This is a genomic window from Rhizobium leguminosarum, assembly GCF_010668065.1.
GTDB classification, from domain to species: domain Bacteria; phylum Pseudomonadota; class Alphaproteobacteria; order Rhizobiales; family Rhizobiaceae; genus Rhizobium; species Rhizobium leguminosarum_S.
Window position 1 is genome coordinate 189,516 of sequence record NZ_WUEN01000007.1, and the last position, 21,031, is coordinate 210,546.

Sequence of the window (21,031 nt, forward strand, 5' to 3'; positions counted from 1 at the left end):
TGTTACAATTGCGGGCCGTAGCGGCGCTGGCGGATTATTCTACCTCATAAACCATCGCCTCATCCTGCACCTCCCGCAGCCCCTTATAGGACGCATGCCTGAGTTTGCCGTCATGGGTCCAGGCCCGATACTCGATCTCGGCAACAAGCTCCGGCCGGACGAAGACGGCATTCCGCTTCCTTCCGGTATCGACAGCGGGTTTGCTGATGATCAGCTTGTCCATTTGCTCCCGGAGCTCGGCGGCCGATCGTTCATTGAAGCCCGTCCCTACCCCGCCGACATAGACCAGCTTCTTGCCCTTGCGCGCGGCGAGCAGAAGCCGACCGATCCCGGCACGCGCGACTGTGGATCGCTCATACCCGACGATCACAAAGCTTTCGCTCTGGACGCATTTGATCTTCACCCAATCGCCAAGGCGGCCGGAGCTATAGGGCGCGTTCCGCCGCTTTGCTATGATGCCTTCCAGATTGTGCTCGCAGGCGCTTGCCAGTAGCTGATCGCCATCGGTCTCGATCTCCTCCGAGAGTCGAATATCGCCTTCTCCGCCGGCCGGCACCAAATCCTCGAGCAGATGCCGACGCATGTCGAGTTCGGAATTCCTGAGGTCGTGACCGTCGAAATACAGCAGATCGAAGGCCATGAAGATGGCGTCGCTTGACATCTTCTTGCCGCCCCGGCCGCCAAGCGATTGTTGCAGCAGGCCGAAATCCGACCGGCCCTGCTCGTCGAGAACCACGGCCTCGCCGTCGAGGATTGCCGTGCCAACGGGAAGCCACATGGCCGCTTGTTTGATTGCCGGGAAGCGGTGTGTCCAGTCTAGGCCGCTGCGCGTCAGGATGCGAATGCCCGTCGGCTCGATATGAACGGCCAGGCGATAGCCATCCCATTTGATCTCATAAGCCCAATCGTCGCCCTTCGGCGGCTTTGCCCTCAGAAGCGCAAGGCACGGCTCGATACGGGCCGGCATGGGATCTAACGGAAGATTGGGCTGAGCGGGATCGCGTTGCCGGCGAGGTCTGCTGCGGATAGGCGCATCATCGCGCAGCAGCGGCTTGGAAGGCTTTGTCATGCCCCAATTTCATCAGCAACACCTTAAAAAGCAATTCGCCTAGATTGATTATTGACTCGCATCCGGATGCGAACATAATAAGAACATCGGCGCGGCGGCCGCCATTCTAAAAACCGAGGCTATGGAGAACGGATATGCGCGAGCAGCCGAACGGCGAAGCTGTGCTCCTTCACTGGTACACCGACCTTCTTGAAGATGCCGAGTTCTATTGCGGCCAAGCGCGCGAGATCAGCAAAGAAAGAGCTGTCCCCGCGCTCGTGAAAGCTGTTGCTGGCAGTAGAGACGTTCGGTTCTTCGTCGTTCATATTCTCGATCCAGACACGCTTCGGCGTGCGCTCATTGTGATCGCGCTCGATGCTATGGCGGGTGATGCGGTTGGCGTTGCCAGCATGGAAACGGATATCGCTGGATGGGTTGATGACGATGGCCTGAAGCAACCGGTGCTGCGGGACGTTTGGACCGACCCGATTAGATTTCGATCTGCGCCGGATTTCGAGTTGGCGCTTGCCCGCTACCTCGCCATTCTTCAGGACTACGGAGATTTGCGATGGGTGCATCTGTCGTGAAAGAGGCATTTTCCGTTGATGAGTTGCCGCCCGAGGGGGAGATCGAAGCCGTTCTCGCCTGGCATGAGGATAACGCCCGCGCCGCGATCGGCACTCTGCTCGACGACATCCGTCACCTTCGCCGGCAGTTGGCGTTGGCAGAAGGCGTCATGAGCCGAGGCATGGCCCGCGGCTGGCGCCCGAGTTACGATCGAGACTGACAATGCCGGAAATGAATGAAGCCAAGAAGCTGCGTGGATGGAGTCTGCGCGACGCGGGGGACGCTGGCCAATTGCTGGAAATTACGTGCCAGTCCTGCAGAAGAACCTACCGTTTCTTTCCACGCGACCTGCTGCAGCTGACGACGAATGTCAGCCTCGATCGGCTGGCATCTCGCTTCCATTGCGAGCGCTGCGACCGGGGAGATTACATGAGTCTGAAAGTGCTCCAACTTTGGGGATCTGAAACCGGCCAGCTCACGGTGCGCCGCTTAGTCAAGGTTGCCACGGTCAAGAAGCCGATATGGGAGGACGGGGTTTTATAACATGGCATCTCGACGTGAGAATCCGCTTGCGCGCTGGCGGCTAGACCGCCACCTGCCGCACCATGTCATAATCTGGTGGGGCAACTATCAGAGCGGCGAATCTGCTTACACCTCTCGTGAAAGGGGTGAAATTCTCACCTCTGCGCTTGCTCTTGACCAAGCTTCGAAGTCCTATTCTGCTTCGATCGAATGGGATCAATATCTTGTCTTTTGCTTCAGCAGCCACGAAGCTGCACAGCAATTCAGGCATCGGTGGAACGGTCAATTTATCGACACGGACGAAGTCAGCCGAAAAGGTACGTGGACGCCAAGGGAGGGCGATGTGTGCAATCTCTATCGCATGGACGCGAAGGATTGGGTCAACAAGTGGGCACAAGATGCCGAGAGGTTGATCAACTTGATGCCTGCCTACCAGATGAACCCTGACCAGGTGGGGCCAATTGTCCGCAACACTGCTGACGGCCGCAGGCAGCTCGCTCATGCGAGATGGGGTGTGCCTTCGCCGCCTAAGGTAATCGGGGAAGCAGTCGAAAAACGAGCTGATAAATTGCGACAGAAAGGCAAGCCTGTCGACATGGACACACTCATGCGGATGGAGCCCGATAAGGGCGTCACCAACATCCGGAATCTTAATTTCAAGCACTGGAAGCAATGGTTTGGTGTCGAGAACAGATGCATCGTACCGATAAACAGCTTCGCCGAGCCGGATCCCGACAGCAAAATGGATGGCGGCAGCACGCCGAACGCATGGTTCGCGCGCGACGAAAGCAAGCCGCTGATGTTTTTCGCGGGCATATGGGTGCCGCAATGGACGAGTGTCAGAAAGATCAAGGACGGCCTCACGACCGACGACCTCTACGCCTTCTTGACCACCGATCCCAACGACATCGTCAAGCCGATCCACGGAAAGGCGATGCCTGTCCTGCTGCTGACGCAGGAGGAAGTCGACGTGTGGATGCGCGCCCCTTGGGAAGAGGCAAAGGCACTCGTTCGCCCGGTACCGAACGACGCTATCAAGGTTATTTCGCGCGAGGCCTATGGCGCAAGCATCATCAGCACGGGCGGGGAACCGGCGCAAACGACGTTGCTATAGGGACGATTGAACTCAATGATAGCTGGATTGCTTATCTGCGCGTCTGCTCAAGGAAGGTGGACAACGCTCGCCTCGCACTCATTTTTACGATGCGAGGTTCGCAAAACCACTTCCACGACTCAAGCGCATGTGGCCTCCTTCTGATGCAACCAGAAAGGAACTTCAATGCCACGTTTCGTCATTAGCTATGATCTTGAAGACACCTACCCCGACCCTCACTCGGAACTATTGAAACACGCGGATGCTTTCGGATGGAGTGTTTGGATATATGCTCCGGCGACGTCTACGTGGTACAGGCTTCCGAACACGACCCTGGTGGGAGAATTTCCGAGCCGCGAGTCCGCTAAACAGGCCTTCGACGGTGCTGTCGAAACAACGCGTGCGGCGATCGGGAAATGTAAAGTGACGAAATATTTCGTCGCTGGTTACGATGGTTCCTCTTTCAACTCTGACGACACTTCCACATGACCGGCCAGCTGACACAATGCCATTGGCAGACTTCTGCACGATATGGGTTGCTGGTCCGCGAACCAACATATGGCCGGGTGAGAACGATTGCAGCATTGAAGTCGGTCATAGTGAACCTCACCTTCAAAGGCCTAGGAATACGGGTAGGCGGCCCATCGTATGGGCCGTTCCTTTTTTGAGCGTTAAGTAGGCCAGCGAAGAAGCAGAAGCAACGCGACCTCAGCGGGTAGCTTCTGCTATGTACTAAATCCGATTCGACCAATATCCATCCGATTGATTGTGGCTATCATTCACCAGCAGTAGGGCGTCGCTGCGAACCTCTCTCCAACCAACGCGCATTATGCGTAGGCGATGAAGGCAGAGTGCGAGCAATGTGCTACAATTATTCAGAGGTGGATGAACAACTAGGAGATGGTTTTCCAATGCAGAAGCTTCCCTAGGCGTCGAACCTTATCCAATGCTATAGAATGGAGGGGATGACATGAAACTCATTGATTGGATTAACGCAGGCATCCAATACCGCCGCGAATGCGCCCCCGTAATACTTCGCAAAGTTTGCCTAGGTAGGCTTCGTGCTCATGTGAATGAGATTACTGTCTCCCTCGGAAATGAAGCCCCAACACAGATTGCTGCTGCGATAGAAATTCTGAGACGACCCGACCCCTCATGGGCAGAGGTATTCGAAGCGGAACAGATTCTCATTCATGCACTTCCTGACCCCACAGTAAGCGCTGAATTTGTTCGGCGATTGTCGGAAGCTGAGACTCTGAAACTTCCATCTGCTGAAAATTTCAAAAATGCAGTCAACAACTCTACACAAGACAAGCGAAAACTGCTCTCCGCCCTCGTCGGAGATATCAATCGATCTTTTGTTAAACGGAGAGTTGACCGCTTCGAGAGGTATGACGCTGGAACGCGATTGCTAGTTATTTCCCTGGTTGTCTTGGCGACACTGCTCGTGCCGGTTCTGCTATATCGCCTCTTCCACGAACAAAACGGCTATGGCCCGCTACTCAGTAGCAAGATATTCAGCTGGCTGTATGCGCCGATTGCATTTGGTTCGGCAGGTGCGCTGTTCAGCCGTCTAATTGCTTTCCAAAATAGCAGCGAGTTGTTGGACTACGAAGCGCTAAAGGGCGCCTATCTAGTGCGGTGGATCATGTTGAGAATTGTTGTAGGCATATTTGGCGCGCTCATTATCCAAATTCTACTACGAGGCCAGTTCATCATTGGACCGCTCTTTCCAAGCCTTAATAATCCGACGGACATTGATGTGATGAAACTCCTTGTCTGGTCATTTGTGGGCGGCTTTTCGGAACGCCTAGTTCCAAGGACGCTGGAAGGTATCGACATCAACCCGGACAAGGGGAGGGGTTGATGAAATAGCTGGAATGCCACCGGGCGGCGACGAGCGTTTAGATGAGAATAAAAATGCAGGTGATCCGCGAAGCTGTCGTCACGAGCGAGAAGAAAGTCCAGACGTTTGCGCGCAATGCGTGGCCTTCTTCAAGCAGGCGGCCTCAGCAAATAAGCATTCAAGCCGTCCTGCGCGCTGACAAAAAACCTTAAGTTCAACGGACTTCTCTTTGCCTTTGAAATAAATCGAGGCGCTAAGCGCTGTTGGACTCATACGCCGCCCGCATACTGAAAGCCAACACTCTTGTCGGTGCGAACGCTACCGCCGACCCCCCTTACAAAAGTTCTTTTAATCCACCTCATAATGCAGAATGTATCTTAGCCGGCGAGTTTGACTCATACACTTTGTAGGGTTCGCTATTGGCGGATGTTGGTGAAAAACGCACGCATCGCTTGCGCTGGTATGCGCCACAGAATCTTGCTTTTGACCGCTCATTGAGTACTAATAGTCGAGTGGCAACCAAAATCAGAAAAGTAGAATCCTGTTAATCAGACGGGATTGGTGACGGGTTACACGGACTAAAAGTGTTGTTGAATATTTCCACGTCCTTGCATTCGAATTTCGCAGTGGCCTCCAAAATATTTGTGATTTTATTAGTAATCATACTTGCGCCGCGCAACCTTATCGTGTATTGAAAAAATCATAGTGATTGACGGAAGAGTATATAGCGGCACCTATAATTCGTCGCTCGATGAAATATTGCCGTATCCCATAATCTTTATTTAATAGACGGTACCTTTTTAGCAAAGACGCACTGTGAAGTATGGCTTCTGAAGTGAGGCAGGAGGTTATTCGCGCCAAAGGGAGGATGGCAGTGGATATTACCGGAACGCTTGGAGACGTCGGGAATATATTGGCCGCCGCCAGCGCGATAGGGACGACATCCTTTGGACTTGTCGATTCGACCAAAGCCTCCAAGGGCGGTATTTCGAACGCAGGATTCGGCCATCTGAGCACTGCTGTCAAAGGCTTTCTTCCGGCGCTGAATGTTATCAACCCGGCCGATCCGCTCCAGCCGTTGAAGGCAAACTGGCTGAATGGCATTGCTAAAGCCGAACAAAAAGCAATGGCGAAGTCGCTCGTACGGCTTGGCATCACAGCCGCGACCGCAGCAGATTTGGCTCGCGCCGCACCCGGCGTCGATGCAGCTGTCTTCGGCGCCGCAGCCACCAAGATCAACTCCGGTAGTGATCTCTCGGAGCAGGAGGCCAATACGCTCGGTCGCTTCGACGCCATCCTTGACGCACGCATGGATGCCGGATTTGAACGGGCGGATCAATTGTATCGCAACGCGTCAAAACTGCTGGCCGCGGTCATCTCGGTCACACTGTCCATCGCCGGCGTCATCGTCATCCAAAAAGGTGTCCCTGCTGGCTCCGACTTCTTACTGGCGCTCCTGATTGGCCTCCTGGCGACACCCCTTGCCCCGATTGCAAAAGACATCAGCAGCGCGCTGAGCACAACAGTCGCCACCTTGAAGTCTGTGAAAGGTTGACCGGGTTGATCTGCTGAAAGCAATTCGGATGGACAACAGGTCGGGAGTTGCAGCGGAACAATACAGAGAAAACGTTCGCGCCTTCACTTCGAATCGCGAAACGGTCACGGGCGATTGATGCGTGAGATGGTGGGCTACAATGAGGTGATTGACCGACGCACACGGGCCTGCCGAAAATCATTCAGCAGCTCCGATGGCCTCCGATTCGCTACGCAAGCTGGTGTCCGGCACGGCTCGATGTGGACTGGTGGTCGCCAATGAAAGCTAACAAATCTGCTGTCAAATCCGACATTCCCGATCTTCGAGATGCAATCTACACCCCGTCCCTGCGCCCCCTACTTCCAAGGGTAACACCGTCTGACTTTGTCATGGCTCTTCTTCGCGACCCAAGCGTTTTGCGATGCCTTCCCAGAGATCAAGGTGAGGAAGGGTCTTGCGCCTCCCAAGCTCTGGCTGCCGTAATCGACTTACAGAAAACCTTTAAAGCAGAGTCGGCGACAGACCTGAGACCAGTGAGTGCCAGAATGCTCTCGGTAATGGCGGAGCGCCACTCCGACAGGCCGGATCGCGGTGTTTCGCTAAGGGACGTAATCAAAGGGTTTTACCACAATGGGGTTTGTCCAGACTCTGTATGGCCGTATGAGCCTTTGCAAATCGACGAGAAGTTCAATGTGGAACGATCGAAAGCTGCCCGCGAAATCTGCCTTGGCACGTACTTCAGGCTTCGACCGTCGCTAAACGATTATCACTCGGCCATCAACGAGGTCGGCCCGATCCTTGTTTCAGCCTGGATCCATGCAGGCTGGAAAAAAGACGCCGTTCGGCGGGCTTCAGGTAAGATCGTTCCTGTGGGAGATACCACCGAGGCGCACGCGTTCGTTATCGTCGGATACGACGACACCGGGTTCATCGTTCTCAACTCCTGGGGCTCGGCCTGGGGCGGTTTCGACAAATGCAAAGGGGTCGCGCACTGGAGTTACAACGACTGGGCGGACACGATCATGGACGGTTGGGTGTTGCGGTTAGGCGTTCCAGCGCCCACGGTTTTTCCACTATCCATCGGCGAGCAAGGCATTTACTTCGCCGCAACGAATTTCCCTGTGAGAAGCACGCCCGCTCACGAACTCACTGGCCACCTCCTTCATCTCGACGATGGGGAAACCTTCAACCGGGCACCCTACCCGACCTCCCTTGATACTATGGCGGAGACAATAAGGTATCTTCGCCGTGATCAAAAGTACCCAAGCCGCCCGATCGCGCCTCTGTGGCGGGAAGCTACGACGTCGCTCCCAGCCGAAGGATACCGTGGCATATTCCTCAACTTCGCAGGCAGCATCAACGGAATAAACGTCGTGGCAGATCAGGTAGCCAAAGACAAGACAATTGCCAAGTCGCACGGGCTTTACCCGATTACAGTCAGTTGGTGTGCCGACACCGTCGAAGAGTCCGACCGAGTCCTTGCCCAGATATTCCTGGATTCAGAAGCACAAGTACAGAAGCGCGGAGACGACCTGAACCTCCTCATCGAATTGCGGACTCATGGCGTCGGGCGCGCTTTCTGGCGAGACGTCGAAAACGCAGCTATGAAATCTTCGAGGCCGCACGGCCCCGTATTCTCGCTGGTCGAAGATATCCTTTCGCTGAGTGGATATAGCATTCACTGCGTGTGCGACGGAGCTGGTGTCCTGGTCCTTTCCGAGCTCGTAAAATCTACGGCGCAAGCCGATCCAAAGCTCTACCGAAAATTGGTGTCCCGAATTTCGAGCCTGGATCTTATCACCCCGGTCATCGACGTCCGTGCCTTTGAAACAGTGTTCTCAGACCTGCTCGAACGAGCCGGCCAAAAGCCCGGCCTAGTCCGGCTGCATGTCCCCTCCACCAAAGACGAGGGCAGGCTTTGCGTGGGGGCCTATACGAAACCGATCCTCAGCCTGATCGAGAATTCGTTCGTATCACGCATGTCGCCCAAGCCGAACTTCCTCGGAAAATCGGCCGCCACCGTTACCAAAATTGATCCTGATGCATTTTCCGGACCCAATCGATGGATCGCGCGATCGGACATCAACGTCGGCAACCCGAAAACCGGACCAATACGTCAGCAGGACCTGCATTCCAAGACGAAGCTCATGGAGAATATTTTCCAAGCAATAAATTCAACATTGACACCAGGAGGGGAAGACAATGGCAAGAAAGATTACGCTCGAAGAACTAAACGCTAAGCTCGCTGACACGACAAAACCGGACTCGGAGCTGAAGCCATATTTCATCGTCAATGAAACTCGTTCGAAACCGTTCAACCCGGTCCTGGCGATAAACCCTGAAACCGTAGAAATCCCTCAGACTACCGAAGGTCAACAAAAGAGCGCTTCGCTTTTGAATAGCGCGAACTGGATCGCGCGAGCAAGACGCCAATTTGCGTTCAACAGCCGCATCCGCGAGGGCAACTACCACGGTCCCATCGTGGTTTCCGAGGGCGATAGCTGGTTCCAATACCCTTTTCGTCTCGAAGACGTAGTTGATCAACTGCTTCCAAAATACGCGGTCTACAGTCTCGACGCAGCGGGTGACACACTGTCGAACATGCTTCAGCAAAAGGAATATCTGAAGGCGCTAACCGACACGGGTGCTTCCATCTTTCTTTTCAGCGGCGGTGGAAACGACGTCGTCGCTGGCGGCAACCTCGCCGCACATCTACGGGAATACGATCCCGGACTATCGGCTGCAGCGCACCTCAAATCGACCTTCAACACCGTATTGGACGAGGCTATCGGCCTGTATTCGAAGCTGGTGCGCGAAGTCGCTAAGGGCTTCCCGAAGGTGGATATCCTCTGCCACGGCTATGACTACACTATCCCTAACGACGGGCCGTGGTTGGGGGAACCGATGAAATCCCGCGGAATCGTCGACCGCGATCTACAGGCGTCGATCGCCCGTGTCATGATCGACCGCTTCAATGAAAGGCTTCTGCTGCTCTCCAAAACATCGGCGCGAATGCATTACATCGATTGCAGGGATACCCTTGGAAAGTCCGAGTGGTTCGACGAACTTCATCCGACAGACGCCGGGTACAAGAAAGTGGCCGACAGGTTCGCCGGTGTCATTGAAAAGTTGAAGCCCAAACCGAAATCGGTCGACGGCAAGACCTCGAAAGCGCCTGCCGCCAGATCCACGAAGGTAGTTGCAGAGGCCACGACGGTCAGTTCGGCGCTCAAGCAACCCAGCGCGAGTGTAGAAGGCGGCCCTCAAGCACTGTCGCTACACATCGGTTTGAACACGGTCAGCACGGATCATTACCAAGGCTGGGACGGGCAACTCTCAGCTTGCGAGTTCGACGCGCAGGACATGCAGGAAATCGCCGACGCGCTGGGATACAAATCGACCTTGATGCTTTCCGCCGAAGCAACCCGAGAGGCTGTTATCGCAAGCATTTCCAGCGCCGCCGACGTGCTCGGCGAAGGCGATATCTTCTTCCTATCGTATTCGGGACACGGCGGGCAGGCTCCGGATTTCAATCGTGACGAAGATGACGGGGTTGACGAGACCTGGTGTCTCTTCAATGGCCAGTTACTCGATGACGAGTTGTACGTGCTCTGGTCTAAATTCAAAACTGGCGTTCGCGTCCTTGTCCTTTCCGATAGTTGCCACAGCGGCACTGTCATCCGCGCCATCGTGCCCGAGTTGAGGGGTACGACGTTTCCGGTCCCTGAACCGGTTGCAAAAGCCAAAGCCATGCCGTTGAACGTCGCGAGCCGCACATTCCGCAAAAACCGGGACTTCTACACTTCGCTCGGGAGCAGTACGAAAACATTGGAGAAACAAAGCGCAGCACGCTCCAAAGAGCAGCCTCTATCCTGTACGGTGAAGCTCATCTCTGGCTGCCAGGACAACCAGGTGTCCCTTGACGGGATTGGGAACGGTGCCTTCACCGCAGCGCTGATAGCGGCGTGGGACCACGGTAGGTTCACCAAGGATTATGCCACGTTCCACAAGGCCATCATGAAACGACTCCCGGAAACCCAGTCGCCGAATTACTGGACAATCGGTTCCCCTAACCCGGTATTCGACGCGCAGACGCCGCTGGCGATTTAAGTTGAAACGCCGGGAGCGCGTTCAGCATTCCTGGCGCAAACACTAGATGGAGGCACAAATATCAGGACGTGAGCGCTTTCGGAAATCTGTTTGGATTGAGCTGGTAGAAAAGTATCGGAAGGCCCTTTCTGACGTGGTAGTAGTCGCTCCACGTTCTCAGCGTTCTGTTTTGCTCCCACATCCCTGCGGACGAACTGTTCGAATAGATTTTGTCGTCTTGCCCGGTTATCCCCACATGTCCGATATTGCTGCCTGTTGTGGGTGAAATGATCACCAACCCCGGCACGAGTTGGACTTCGTCGAACAGGATGTCTTTAACCTTCAGCACTTCGTACATGGCCGCCGTTGCGAGGCCTCCCCCAACTGGCTTTCCCAGGGCCATCGAGATTATCTTGTTTACGGCCCATGCACAGGCAAGACGGCCGTGGTTGGTGGCTGGCGGAGAGTTGTCGCGAGAGTTCATGTCTCCGGAACCGACCTTCGCCCTAGCTTTTTCAAAAGTGAGTGACGAGAGCTCTTCCTTTGTCCACCGCGAACCTTCAGCGACCGCAGGTTCTGGCCCCTCCCTAGGAACCGCGAAGTCCACTTGGGGCAACAGTGATTGCAGCACTTCCTTTGGCACCGAGCGAAGTCCAGGATCGCCTGGGAGAACCTCAGCAGTGATCAACATAGGCTTTCCGCCGGACAGTTTTACCAGCGACAGCGCGCTTTCTTCATCGCCGTCCTGGGCCACGAGAAAATACTCGTCCCCGCCGTACGACGTCTGTCCTTCGAGAGTATGCTTCAAGTTGTGGTCGAGTACCTCAGATAGTTTACTGACTTCTTCAGGCATGATCCCCTCCGAGAAAGACGCCAGAAAGGAGAATCCAGGAATTAACGCCTCTCTGGCTCACATTAGCACTTTGATACCTATACCCGTTAGAGTCGAGTGGAATTCCCTTCTTCGACGATTCAGGTCAACCGGGCGGGCCAGCTCCTTGGCTTCATCCCAGGGCGCCCGCATCCAGGTGTCGGTCTCTTCCTTTGTCATCAACTGGACGGGCATGGCCTTCTCATGGATCGGTATTCGACACCGCGTAGAACGTGCCCTTCCAAATAAACAAGATCGAAAGCGTAAAGGACGGCGTCGGAAGCACGGTTAGCAGCTTGTTGGCCGGATGCGCCCAGCGATTGCTGCAGTAGCCCGAAATCCGGCCGACCCTCTGCGTCGAGCACGACGGCCTCGCCATCAATGATCATCGTTGCCGGCCCGAGCGCTGGGGCGGCCTGCTCTATGGCCGGAAACCGGTGCGTCCAGTCATTGCCTCCCCGCGTGAGAATCCGTTTATGGGGCCATTACAGAGGGTCATGTTTATATTGAAGGCCGCGACCACGCAAAGCCAAGGGCCTGGAGTACGCGCATGGTGGGCGTGCCTGAGGAAAGGGCGCGCGTCCTGGAGTCGAAACGACCTTGCGAACAATGCAGTTGGCTCGCTTGGAGGGCGCTGGTGACCTTGTCGATTGAACCGCTGCTGATCACCGATTTCCCTTTGCAAGCTCAAGGTCACGGCGACTGTAACGGATCGCCAGTGTGAACCGTCAGGCTATCGTTATTCATTCCTATCGGCATCGGTTCGGCTTCGTGCCGGACAACCTGTTCAGTCAGTCCCGGCCATTCCGATTGTGAACGAATTGCTTTGCCGTGGCGCTGACATCTATAGTATAACCTATGGATGCATTCCGTTCGATGACATTTTAACTCTATAGGAGGATACTATGTCGGCGGGAACCGATGGTGGTAGCACAACAACGATGCCTTCGCCTGCTGTGCGGCCTCCCACAGAACATAACCCCGATCTCTACAGGCTTGTTGGCAGGAATGGCTTCAGCATCATTGGTGCGGTGACTTTTTTGCTTTCGATTCCGTCTAGCACCAATTCGTACAGGTTCGCTGAGATTCACATAGGCTGGGGTTATTGTGCCGTCACGGTGTTTGCTATGTGTGGCTTCATTGTCCTTGGAGGACTAGAGAAGGTAAACGTTAAGTCCATTGCCGCCCTGATGATTCAAGTTGTAGTTGTCTGTATCTTCGCGACCCCACCACTCTTTGCGATCTGGGACTCTGCTCGGCTGCGAGCGCCGGATTCGGCGATCGGAGCCATCGCTCAAGTGACGCCGCATTCGCCTGCGAATCCCTTTCCAAAAAGTTCTGACCCAACTCCGAAAATGCTGCCTCCCTTTAGCTTGGAGGTCAAATAAACATGGCTCAGCATTTCAAGAAAGTTGCGGTTTCTGTATTGGTGGGGCTTTTCGCAAGCCCTATGGGCTATGCTCAGAATGATACTCAGATCGTTCAGATAGAAGCAACAACCAGTAACTGCAGGGACACCGTCGTTAGTTCTAAAAGTGTCTGCGCTCCGAAAGGATGGCACCTGCAGGAAGGCGCACCCACGTACAGCTCTCAAAATGGCCGCAGTCGCATTGAGGCGCAGCGTACAAGCCCTAGATGTTTCAAAGTGACTGCTACTGCCACGCCACTGGGGGAGACCTGCGTACTTGGCATCTGCACCTGCAGGGGTAGAGGTTGGGTTAAGGGACAGATTACATTCACGGGAACTCCTGATGAGTGAATTCTATCATCGTCTATCAGGCTGCGCATGCTCAGCGCAGCTGTAAAAACTCTACCAGTTCCCCTTTTGGGCCCCAAGCTGATTCGTTCCAGGCGAGCTGCACTGTGCCGCCGAAGTCCGGGTCATCGCGGATCGGGCCTTCCTCACACTTATCAAATAATCCACCTCACAATGCAGATCGTCGGCTTGCCTGACAAGGCGGTTGCCGAAAGCCGCGAGCGCGTGCAGGCGGCCCTCCACGCCTCCGGCCTGGCGCTGCCGGCCAAGCGCGTGACGGTCAATCTGGCGCCTGCCGACCTGCCGAAGGAAGGCTCGCATTTCGATCTGCCGATCGCGCTCGCCCTGATGGCCGCCCTCGGCGCCATTCCCGCCGATGCGCTGTCGGATTTTGTCGTCGTCGGCGAGCTCAACCTCGATGGAACGATCGCCGCCATATCCGGCGCGTTGCCGGCTGCGATCGGCGCCAATGCGCTCGGCAAGGGGCTGATCTGCCCGGCCGAAAGCGGCGCCGAAGCCGCCTGGGCAGGTTCGGACGTCGATATCCTCGCACCCCGCAGCCTGATCGCCCTTGCCAATCATTTCCGCGGCACGCAGGTCCTGTCCCGGCCGGAAGCGTCGATCCGCGCCAATGCCGCAAACCTGCCGGACCTTGCCGAGATCAAGGGCCAGGAAAGCGCCAAGCGGGCGCTGGAGGTCGCAGCCGCCGGCGGTCATAACCTTCTGATGGTCGGTCCTCCGGGCTCCGGCAAGTCGATGCTGGCGGCCAGGCTGCCGTCGATCCTGCCGCCGCTTTCGGCCGCCGAGCTGCTGGAAGTGTCGATGGTGCATTCCATCGCCGGCCAACTCTCCGGCGGCAAGCTTTCCGATCGCCGGCCCTTCCGCACCCCGCACCATTCCGCCACCATGGCAGCTCTCGTCGGCGGCGGGATACGCGCCCGTCCGGGCGAAGCTTCGCTTGCCCATCACGGCGTGCTCTTTCTCGACGAGTTTCCCGAATTCACGCCGCAGGCGCTGGATGCGCTGCGTCAGCCGCTCGAAGGCGGCGAATGCGTCATTGCCCGTGCCAATCACCGCGTTTCCTATCCGGCCAAATTCCAGCTGATCGCGGCGATGAACCCCTGCCGCTGCGGCATGGCGGGAGAGCCTGGCCATACCTGCGCCCGCGGCCCGCGCTGCATGAGCGATTACCAGGCCCGCATCTCCGGTCCGCTGATGGATCGCATCGATATCCGCATCGATGTGCCGGCCGTCTCCGCCGCCGATCTGATCCGGCCGATGACGGCCGAAACCAGCGCCGACGTCGCCCGCCGTGTCGCCCGCGCCCGCGAGATCCAGCAGGAGCGCTTCGAAAGCACCGGCGCAAAGGGCATAGGCACCAATGCCCGCTGCTCCACCGCGATGATCGAGAAACTGGCCGAGCCCGATGCCAGCGGCCTGCAGCTGCTGCGCGACGCCGCCGAAAAAATGAAATTCTCCGCCCGCGGTTACCACCGCGTGCTGAAGGTCGCCCGCACCCTGGCCGATCTCGACGGCAAGCCGACCGTCGGCCGCATCCATCTCGCCGAAGCGATTTCCTACCGCATCGCCGGGGAGAGGCTGACGGCTGCGGCGTGAGAAAGGGCGCCGGAAGGCCCCAGTATTCTAGCAAACGAATGACCGGTAACGCCGCAAAGCGCTAAAATAGACATAGCCGCGCGACGCGTGGCGATCGTCATATGGCAACTGGCCGTTCTGGTGGGCGGCGGACTGCGTGCGCGGCCACAGCTGCTGGCTGCTATCTTAGCGCCTACGCCGCCGACATGGCATGGCGTGAGAGTTGCCGTCATGAAGCATACGGTACCAAATAAACGATGATAATGGGTGTCGTTGCAGTCGCTCCTAAGTCTGCTCTGTAACCGCGGTTAGTGGCAGTGCCACAGCGCTTAGGCAACATTCTTCAACCGGAGGCCTTCTGGGTTGCCGCCGTCCTGTTGGAGCAGGCATCTCCAGCGTTCTACCGAGTGCTGGAGCCGTTTCCGCCTCATTAGAGCTGACAACGCCGACCGACCATCCTCGACGCTGAAATTCCGAGCCATCCACCACCACCGTCTTCACAAACCGGTATTTATCCAGTTTCATGTTCATAACAGAGCGTCGCCACTGTTTATGATATGATTGTATGATGTATGATATTCATCATTTATATCATATAGATAATACAGTACAGAGTTGTACCTGATGATCATGAACCGAAGAATTGACAGATTTTGCAGTTCTGGTACTTCTGTACCAGTCAAGAACGCAGGAGAATCAGTGATGCCTGTTACTGCCGACCGTCCGGCCCCTTATGCCCCCGCATCCGCGATCTTGGCGCTAATCCAGCGGCACCGTACTCGGGGTCTTCCGAGCTATGACGCCGACGTGCTCGCTCGCGCCGGGGTTTCGAGCAGTCTCATCCCGCGCACGTTACAGGCGTTACAGACGCTAGACCTCATTGGTGAGGATGGCAGGCCATCGACTATTCTTGAAGGCCTACGCCTAGCGCCTGAGCCAGAATTTGAGACTCGGCTGAGAGAGTGGCTAACCGAAGCCTATTCAGATGCTCTTTCCTATGTAGATCCTGCAAAAGATGACGAGGTCCGGGTTCGTGATGCTTTCCGTGGTTATCAACCAGTCGGTCAGCAGCCGCGGATGGTAACGCTGTTTATGGGACTGTTCGCCGCCGCGGGTATTACGCCTGAGAAACCCAAGACGGGCAGCAGGAAACCAAATCGTCCAATCGCCGCAAAAACACCCACACAACAGAAGCGCAAAACGCAAGAGGAGTTTGGAAAATCTCCACAAAAGACTGACCGCACGCCTCTCAGTGGCGACCTGCCGCCCGCACTGGCTGGGCTTCTGGCGAGCTTGCCAAGCAGGGGTAACTCTTGGTCAAAACAGGAGCGGGACAGATTCGTCAATACGTTTGGAGCCGTTCTCGACTTCTGCTTTCCGGTTACCCGAGATGAGGAAAGCGAGGAATGAGAACGTCAGCCTACCCCGGAAAGAAGCCGCCAGCCCACAATGAATCGGGCCGGCGGCTTCGTTAGGAGCATACGATGGAACCCATATAACGACCGCTTCCTGATCTAACGGGGTCTGCAACACCCGGTTAGTTCAGCAGTCGCCGTCAGGGCGACAGGAACCGGGGCGCGAATGCCTCGGCTCCACCCTAGTCCGAAAATGGTTTCGGGCCAGAACGATGACCGCATAACGGACATCATCAACGATTTGACCATGATTCATTTCAGGAATCTCGTCAACCGTTATCCGGTCGCAACCTTTCTAGAAAGGAAAGGTAATGCACGACCGCAAGGTAACGCCGGATATGGTTCCGGTGATTAAGCTCGCCCGCATGATGCGGATTCCTTATTCGTGGATTTCCGGATACTATGCAGGCCTCAATTTCGGCCGCATCGCGGATGTGATGAAGGGGCGCATGTTCTCCGGTATCCCTCCCGCCAAGCAGCTTCCGCCGGATTTCCCGGTGGCATAAGCACGATTGGGGCGGCCTTGCGGTCGCCCCTCTCAGTTTCCAGAGTTTGTATGGTCCGCTCTGATCGTGGTCTTCGGTCCAGCCGTATTCTACGATCAGATCCTGCTTCACACAGGATTTCAATGCACCCCCCACTATTCTGCTGAGATGAATGACCGGTGAGCCCCGCCTCAGCTCCCGAGCCCCTCAAACAGCGCCGTCGACAGATAACGCTCGGCGAAGGAGGGGATGATGATGACGATGTTCTTGCCGGCATTCTCGGGACGGACGCCGACCTTGATTGCGGCCGTCAGTGCCGCACCCGAGGAGATGCCGACCGGCACGCCTTCGAGCCGGGCGACGAGGCGCGCCTGTTCGAAGGCTTCGTCGTTGGACACGGTGACGACCTCGTCATAGATGCCGGTATCGAGGATCTTCGGGGCGAAGCCGGCGCCGATGCCCTGGATCTTATGCGGGCCGGGGTTGCCGCCGGAGAGGATCGGCGAATCGGCCGGTTCGACGGCGATGATCTGGATCTCGGGCTTACGGCTCTTCAGCACCTGTCCGACGCCGGTGATCGTGCCGCCGGTGCCGATGCCGGAGACGACGATATCGACCGTGCCGTCGGTATCGTTCCAGATTTCCTCGGCCGTCGTCTTGCGGTGGATCTCGGGATTATCAGGGTTTTCGAACTGCTGCGGAATGACGGCATCGGGAAGCGAGGACGCCAGTTCCTCGGCCTTGGCGATGGCGCCCTTCATGCCCTTCGGTCCCTCGGTCAGCACCAGCTCGGCGCCGAGCAGCGCCAGCATCTTGCGGCGCTCGACCGACATCGTTTCCGGCATTGTGAGGATCAGCCGATAACCCTTGGCGGCGGCGGCAAAGGCGAGCGCGATACCTGTGTTGCCGGAGGTCGGCTCGATCAGCACCGTCTTGCCGGGGGTGATCTTGCCTTGCGCTTCGAGGCCCTCGATCATCGCGACGCCGATACGGTCCTTCACGGATGCGATCGGGTTGAAGAATTCGAGCTTGCCGATCAGGTTCGCCACGACGCCCTTTTCCCGCGCCAGCTTGTCGAAGCGCACGAGTGGCGTGTCGCCAATGGTCTCGGTGATCGAGGAATAGATGCGGCCGCGGCCGGGCTTGTGCGACATGGGTGCTCTCCCTTTGAAATCCTGTCCTTGAAATCGAGGAGGAGAATAGGGTCAAAGACCGGTCTAGGCCAGCCCGCCTTCATCCCGGGGAGGCGGTCCTCGGAGAAAATAACCTTTGAAAACCGGTTCTTGCCGAATGTTTATTTCAGGCGGCCCTCGTGGCGATGAAGGCGGCCGTGCCGGCGAGGATGCCGGCGGCAACCCGGTTCAGCGCCTGCAAGGCGCGAGGCTGCTTCAGCATCGTGCGAGCCCGCGAGGCAAGCAGCATATAGGGCACGAGCACGACGATCAGCACCACGAAGGTGGTGGTGAGCAGGAGCGCATAGTCTCGCAAGCCGATATTGCCGATATCGATCAGCGTCGGCACCAGGGCGACATAGAAGAGCATCGTCTTCGGATTGCCGAGCGTCACCAGCAGGCCGGAGAGGAAGGATAGGCCGATATTGGTGGATTTCGGTGCCGCGATATCCTGCGGCAACAGCCCCGCCGTCCAGAGTTTCCAGGCGATGTAACCGAGATAGAGGACGCCGGCGATCTTGATTGTGATGAACACCTCGGTGAAGGTTTGCGCCACGAAGGCAAGGCCGAGAATGACCGCCGTGAGATAGGTCATGTCGCCGAGCACCAGGCCGAGACCCATGAAGAAGGTCTCGCGGAAATTCGAGCCGAGCGCCCGTGCGACGATCGCGGTGATCCCCGGTCCCGGAATGGCCGCGGCGATGAACAGCGCTCCGGCATAGGTGATCAGGACGGTGAGGCTCATCTTCTTAACCCTCAGGGCTGCCACCGCCCATCTATAGGCAAGCGCCGCTTCCTCATCAATGCTTTGGCGCTGATCGGTCCATAACCATAAGGAATAGGTTTGCTAGACCATGATCCACTTGGAAAGCGACCCGGCCTTGCTATTTCTCTCTCTGCAAATGCGCGATCAGCGCGGCCCGCCGCGTTTTCCCGGCCGGTGGCGCTAGAGATTTTCATCACCAAGGAGAGATTAAATGTCCCATACGCCAGCCGAAACCCGCAGGCTTTCGCCACTCAAGACGCCGTCCAGCCTGTCGACCAACGCCATTACCGATATTTCGGCGGCGCTGACCGCGCTGCTCGCCGATGTCTTTACGCTTTATGTGAAGACCAAGAATTTCCATTGGCACATGTCCGGCCCGCATTTTCGCGACTATCATCTGCTGCTCGACGAACAGGCGGAACAGATCTTCGCCATGACCGACGACATTGCCGAGCGTGCCCGCAAGATCGGCGGCACGACGCTGCGCTCCATCGGCCAGATCGCTCGTCAGCAGCGCCTTTTGGACAATGACGCGGATTTCGTCACGCCCGAGGACATGTTGTCGGAACTGCGCGAGGATAACGTTCAGCTCGTTTCGCTGCTGCGCGAGGTGCATGATCTCTGCGACGAGCATAATGATGTCGCAAGCGCCAGCCTGATCGAAAACTGGATCGACGAGGCCGAGCGCCGTACCTGGTTCCTGTTCGAAACGACGCGCGGACAGAAATAATATCGGCATCTCCCGGGCGTGTCATGCCCGCCCGGTTCTCAGCTCTCCAGCGCCCGCGGCCGCAGCCACCGCGGCGCCCAGCCGAGATTCATGCCGGCGGCGGCAAGGAGAATGATCGCCGCGCCTGCGATCTGCATCGGCTGCAGCGCGTGGCCGAAGGCGAGCCGATCGACGAGGATCGCCGCGATCGGATAGATGAAGGACAGAGCGCCGGTGAGATGCGTCGGCAGCCTCTGGATTGCGCCGTAGAGCAGAACATACATCAGCCCGGTATGGACGACGCCGACGGTTACGAGGATCGCCCAGGCGCCGACATCCCCCGGCGGATGGGAAAAGTCCGTCATCGGCGCCAGCATCAGCATGCCGGTTGCGACCTGGATGAGCGCGATCAGATGCGGCGGCGTGCCTTTCAGCCATTTCGCGGCAAGGGCTGCGAGCGCGTAGAAGAACGCCGCACCGAGCGCCATCAGGATGCCGAGGCCGTAGCCGTCGAATGTATCACCGCCCGCACCGGGTTTCGCCTGGACGATCGCCACCATGCCGGCGAAGGCGAGCGCCAGCCAGAACAGCTTGGTGGCGGTGATCTTCTCGCCGAGGAAGAGCGCGCCGAGCACCAGCAGCATGAAGGGCTGGGTGTTGTAAACAGTCGTCGCGATCGAGATCGTCGCATGCGAATAGGAGGCAAACAGCAGCAGCCAGTTCAAGACGATGGCGATACCGCCGAAAATGGCGATGCCGAAGGCGCGCAGCGTGATGATGCCGGGCCGCAGCAGTCCGAGAGCGCCGCAGATGACAAGCAAGGTGAGCGCGCCGAACAGGCAGCGCCAGAAGACCACGCCGCTGACCGGCTGACCCGACATGACGACGAACCAGCCGATCGTCCCCGAGATCAGCATCGCTGCCGTCATTTCCGCCGTGCCTCGTCTGATGTCGCTACCCATAATTGCCTCCATTTCGGTGGCATAAGAATATTGCGGCGGAAGGCGATTTTATATAAGGATAAGAAGGAAAATGACTGGTATCGCCTAATCATACGAGGAAAATATATCGCTGTGGCTAATGATGTGCAATCGCTCGACGAAATCGATCAGGCCATTCTGGAAGCGCTGGCCGGCAATGCGCGGATCTCGCTGAAGGAACTGGCCCAGCAGGTCGGCCTGTCCTCGCCGAGTGCCGCCGAGCGCCTGCGCCGGCTGGAGGAGCGCGGCGTCATCAAGGCCTTCACCATCGATCTCGATCCCGCCGCCGTCGGTTATCCCCTGCAGGCGATTGTGCGGGTGCGTCCGCTGCCGGGACAGCTGCACATCGTCGAGCGGATCATCCAGGAAATTCCCGAAATCATCGAATGCGACAAGGTGACGGGTGATGATTGTTTTATCGCCCGCCTGGTCATCCGCTCGATGGCCGACCTCGACGGCATCCTCGACCGGGTCGCCGAAAGGGCGGAGACCAACACCGCGATGATCAAAGCCTCGCCCGTCAAACGCCGCCTGCCGCCGCTTTCCCGCCGGAAATAGAGGGGCGGCGAAACGCCTTTTTGT

Annotated in this window: 18 protein-coding genes and 2 pseudogenes; 14 read left to right on the plus strand and 6 right to left on the minus strand. The window is 57.1% G+C overall.

What is annotated here, in order from left to right:
• Positions 1–34: 34 nt before the first annotated feature.
• On the minus strand, positions 35–1,069 hold the full coding sequence (gene ligD, locus GR198_RS20595; RefSeq protein WP_164069492.1) for a non-homologous end-joining DNA ligase: 1,035 nt from the start codon (positions 1,067–1,069) through the stop codon (positions 35–37).
• A gap of 134 nt (positions 1,070–1,203) precedes the next feature.
• On the opposite strand from ligD, the gene GR198_RS20600 reads away from it, so the two are divergent.
• From GR198_RS20600 to GR198_RS20635, 8 genes are all read left to right on the plus strand, one after another.
• The gene (locus tag GR198_RS20600) at positions 1,204–1,635 is read left to right on the plus strand and encodes a hypothetical protein (protein WP_164069493.1); all 432 of its coding nucleotides are present in this window, start codon (positions 1,204–1,206) and stop codon (positions 1,633–1,635) included.
• The gene (locus GR198_RS20605) at positions 1,617–1,835 is read left to right on the plus strand and encodes a hypothetical protein (RefSeq protein WP_164069494.1); all 219 of its coding nucleotides are present in this window, start codon (positions 1,617–1,619) and stop codon (positions 1,833–1,835) included. Before GR198_RS20600 ends, GR198_RS20605 begins: the two co-directional genes overlap by 19 nt.
• Before the next feature lie 2 nt (positions 1,836–1,837).
• Complete coding sequence (locus tag GR198_RS20610) at positions 1,838–2,158, plus strand: hypothetical protein (RefSeq protein WP_164069495.1); 321 nt, start codon at positions 1,838–1,840, stop codon at positions 2,156–2,158.
• Positions 2,159–2,480: 322 nt separating this feature from the next.
• Positions 2,481–3,251: an SOS response-associated peptidase family protein gene (locus GR198_RS20615; protein WP_164069544.1), complete on the plus strand. Its 771-nt coding sequence runs from the start codon at positions 2,481–2,483 to the stop codon at positions 3,249–3,251.
• A 949-nt stretch (positions 3,252–4,200) separates the two neighbouring features.
• Entirely contained in the window at positions 4,201–5,097 is an 897-nt protein-coding gene (locus GR198_RS20620; protein WP_164069496.1) for a hypothetical protein, read from the plus strand.
• An 853-nt stretch (positions 5,098–5,950) separates the two neighbouring features.
• On the plus strand, positions 5,951–6,631 hold the full coding sequence (locus GR198_RS20625; protein ID WP_164069497.1) for a hypothetical protein: 681 nt from the start codon (positions 5,951–5,953) through the stop codon (positions 6,629–6,631).
• Positions 6,632–6,999: 368 nt separating this feature from the next.
• A complete protein-coding gene (locus GR198_RS20630) occupies positions 7,000–8,850 on the plus strand; it encodes a C1 family peptidase (RefSeq protein ID WP_246711119.1) in 1,851 nt (616 codons plus the stop codon).
• Positions 8,813–10,720, plus strand: a complete 1,908-nt coding sequence (locus tag GR198_RS20635; protein ID WP_164069499.1) for a caspase family protein — start codon at positions 8,813–8,815, stop codon at positions 10,718–10,720. The genes GR198_RS20630 and GR198_RS20635 overlap by 38 nt, the downstream gene beginning before the upstream one ends.
• Before the next feature lie 61 nt (positions 10,721–10,781).
• On the opposite strand, the gene GR198_RS20640 is transcribed toward GR198_RS20635, so the two are convergent.
• Together GR198_RS20640 and GR198_RS20645 are read right to left on the minus strand one after the other, a co-directional pair.
• Entirely contained in the window at positions 10,782–11,552 is a 771-nt protein-coding gene (locus GR198_RS20640) for a hypothetical protein (protein ID WP_164069500.1), read from the minus strand.
• A gap of 218 nt (positions 11,553–11,770) precedes the next feature.
• A pseudogene (locus GR198_RS20645) lies at positions 11,771–12,043 on the minus strand (ATP-dependent DNA ligase); the annotation flags it as partial.
• Between the two features lie 432 nt (positions 12,044–12,475).
• Here GR198_RS20645 and GR198_RS20650 point away from each other — a divergent pair.
• The 4 genes and pseudogenes from GR198_RS20650 to GR198_RS20665 all read left to right on the plus strand — a co-directional run bounded on the left by GR198_RS20650 (position 12,476) and on the right by GR198_RS20665 (position 16,843).
• Positions 12,476–12,958 carry a hypothetical protein gene (locus GR198_RS20650; RefSeq protein ID WP_164069501.1) on the plus strand — a complete coding sequence of 161 codons (483 nt, stop codon included), beginning with the start codon at positions 12,476–12,478 and terminating at the stop codon, positions 12,956–12,958.
• Between the two features lie 539 nt (positions 12,959–13,497).
• Positions 13,498–14,943, plus strand: a pseudogene (locus tag GR198_RS20655) (YifB family Mg chelatase-like AAA ATPase); the annotation flags it as partial.
• A 681-nt stretch (positions 14,944–15,624) separates the two neighbouring features.
• Positions 15,625–16,332 (plus strand): DUF5343 domain-containing protein, encoded by a 708-nt coding sequence (locus GR198_RS20660; RefSeq protein WP_164069502.1) that lies wholly within the window; start codon positions 15,625–15,627, stop codon positions 16,330–16,332.
• A 316-nt stretch (positions 16,333–16,648) separates the two neighbouring features.
• Positions 16,649–16,843 carry a hypothetical protein gene (locus tag GR198_RS20665; protein WP_164069503.1) on the plus strand — a complete coding sequence of 65 codons (195 nt, stop codon included), beginning with the start codon at positions 16,649–16,651 and terminating at the stop codon, positions 16,841–16,843.
• A 170-nt stretch (positions 16,844–17,013) separates the two neighbouring features.
• On the opposite strand, the gene cysK is transcribed toward GR198_RS20665, so the two are convergent.
• Positions 17,014–17,976, minus strand: coding sequence for a cysteine synthase A (gene cysK / locus GR198_RS20670; RefSeq protein ID WP_113546513.1), 963 nt, complete (start codon positions 17,974–17,976; stop codon positions 17,014–17,016).
• A gap of 145 nt (positions 17,977–18,121) precedes the next feature.
• On the minus strand, positions 18,122–18,739 hold the full coding sequence (locus GR198_RS20675) for a LysE family translocator (protein ID WP_164069504.1): 618 nt from the start codon (positions 18,737–18,739) through the stop codon (positions 18,122–18,124).
• A gap of 232 nt (positions 18,740–18,971) precedes the next feature.
• On the opposite strand from GR198_RS20675, the gene GR198_RS20680 reads away from it, so the two are divergent.
• Complete coding sequence (locus GR198_RS20680) at positions 18,972–19,490, plus strand: Dps family protein (RefSeq protein ID WP_164055304.1); 519 nt, start codon at positions 18,972–18,974, stop codon at positions 19,488–19,490.
• A gap of 38 nt (positions 19,491–19,528) precedes the next feature.
• Here the strand turns inward: GR198_RS20680 and GR198_RS20685 are convergent, their stop codons facing one another.
• The gene (locus GR198_RS20685; RefSeq protein ID WP_204337183.1) at positions 19,529–20,443 is read right to left on the minus strand and encodes a DMT family transporter; all 915 of its coding nucleotides are present in this window, start codon (positions 20,441–20,443) and stop codon (positions 19,529–19,531) included.
• A gap of 99 nt (positions 20,444–20,542) precedes the next feature.
• Between GR198_RS20685 and GR198_RS20690 the strand changes: the two genes are divergently transcribed.
• Entirely contained in the window at positions 20,543–21,007 is a 465-nt protein-coding gene (locus GR198_RS20690) for an Lrp/AsnC family transcriptional regulator (RefSeq protein WP_012759850.1), read from the plus strand.
• Positions 21,008–21,031: the final 24 nt, after the last annotated feature.

Bases quoted from the DNA above. Each gene is read 5' to 3' on its own strand.
- ligD (WP_164069492.1), bottom strand. From the start codon at position 1,069: ATGACAAAGCCTTCCAAGCCGCTGCTGCGCGATGATGCGCCTATCCGC.
- GR198_RS20600 (WP_164069493.1), top strand. From the start codon at position 1,204: ATGCGCGAGCAGCCGAACGGCGAAGCTGTGCTCCTTCACTGGTACACC.
- GR198_RS20605 (WP_164069494.1), top strand. From the start codon at position 1,617: ATGGGTGCATCTGTCGTGAAAGAGGCATTTTCCGTTGATGAGTTGCCG.
- GR198_RS20610 (WP_164069495.1), top strand. From the start codon at position 1,838: ATGCCGGAAATGAATGAAGCCAAGAAGCTGCGTGGATGGAGTCTGCGC.
- GR198_RS20620 (WP_164069496.1), top strand. From the start codon at position 4,201: ATGAAACTCATTGATTGGATTAACGCAGGCATCCAATACCGCCGCGAA.
- GR198_RS20630 (WP_246711119.1), top strand. From the start codon at position 7,000: ATGGCTCTTCTTCGCGACCCAAGCGTTTTGCGATGCCTTCCCAGAGAT.
- GR198_RS20635 (WP_164069499.1), top strand. From the start codon at position 8,813: ATGGCAAGAAAGATTACGCTCGAAGAACTAAACGCTAAGCTCGCTGAC.
- GR198_RS20640 (WP_164069500.1), bottom strand. From the start codon at position 11,552: ATGCCTGAAGAAGTCAGTAAACTATCTGAGGTACTCGACCACAACTTG.
- GR198_RS20650 (WP_164069501.1), top strand. From the start codon at position 12,476: ATGTCGGCGGGAACCGATGGTGGTAGCACAACAACGATGCCTTCGCCT.
- GR198_RS20660 (WP_164069502.1), top strand. From the start codon at position 15,625: ATGCCTGTTACTGCCGACCGTCCGGCCCCTTATGCCCCCGCATCCGCG.
- GR198_RS20665 (WP_164069503.1), top strand. From the start codon at position 16,649: ATGCACGACCGCAAGGTAACGCCGGATATGGTTCCGGTGATTAAGCTC.
- cysK (WP_113546513.1), bottom strand. From the start codon at position 17,976: ATGTCGCACAAGCCCGGCCGCGGCCGCATCTATTCCTCGATCACCGAG.
- GR198_RS20675 (WP_164069504.1), bottom strand. From the start codon at position 18,739: ATGAGCCTCACCGTCCTGATCACCTATGCCGGAGCGCTGTTCATCGCC.
- GR198_RS20680 (WP_164055304.1), top strand. From the start codon at position 18,972: ATGTCCCATACGCCAGCCGAAACCCGCAGGCTTTCGCCACTCAAGACG.
- GR198_RS20685 (WP_204337183.1), bottom strand. From the start codon at position 20,443: ATGGAGGCAATTATGGGTAGCGACATCAGACGAGGCACGGCGGAAATG.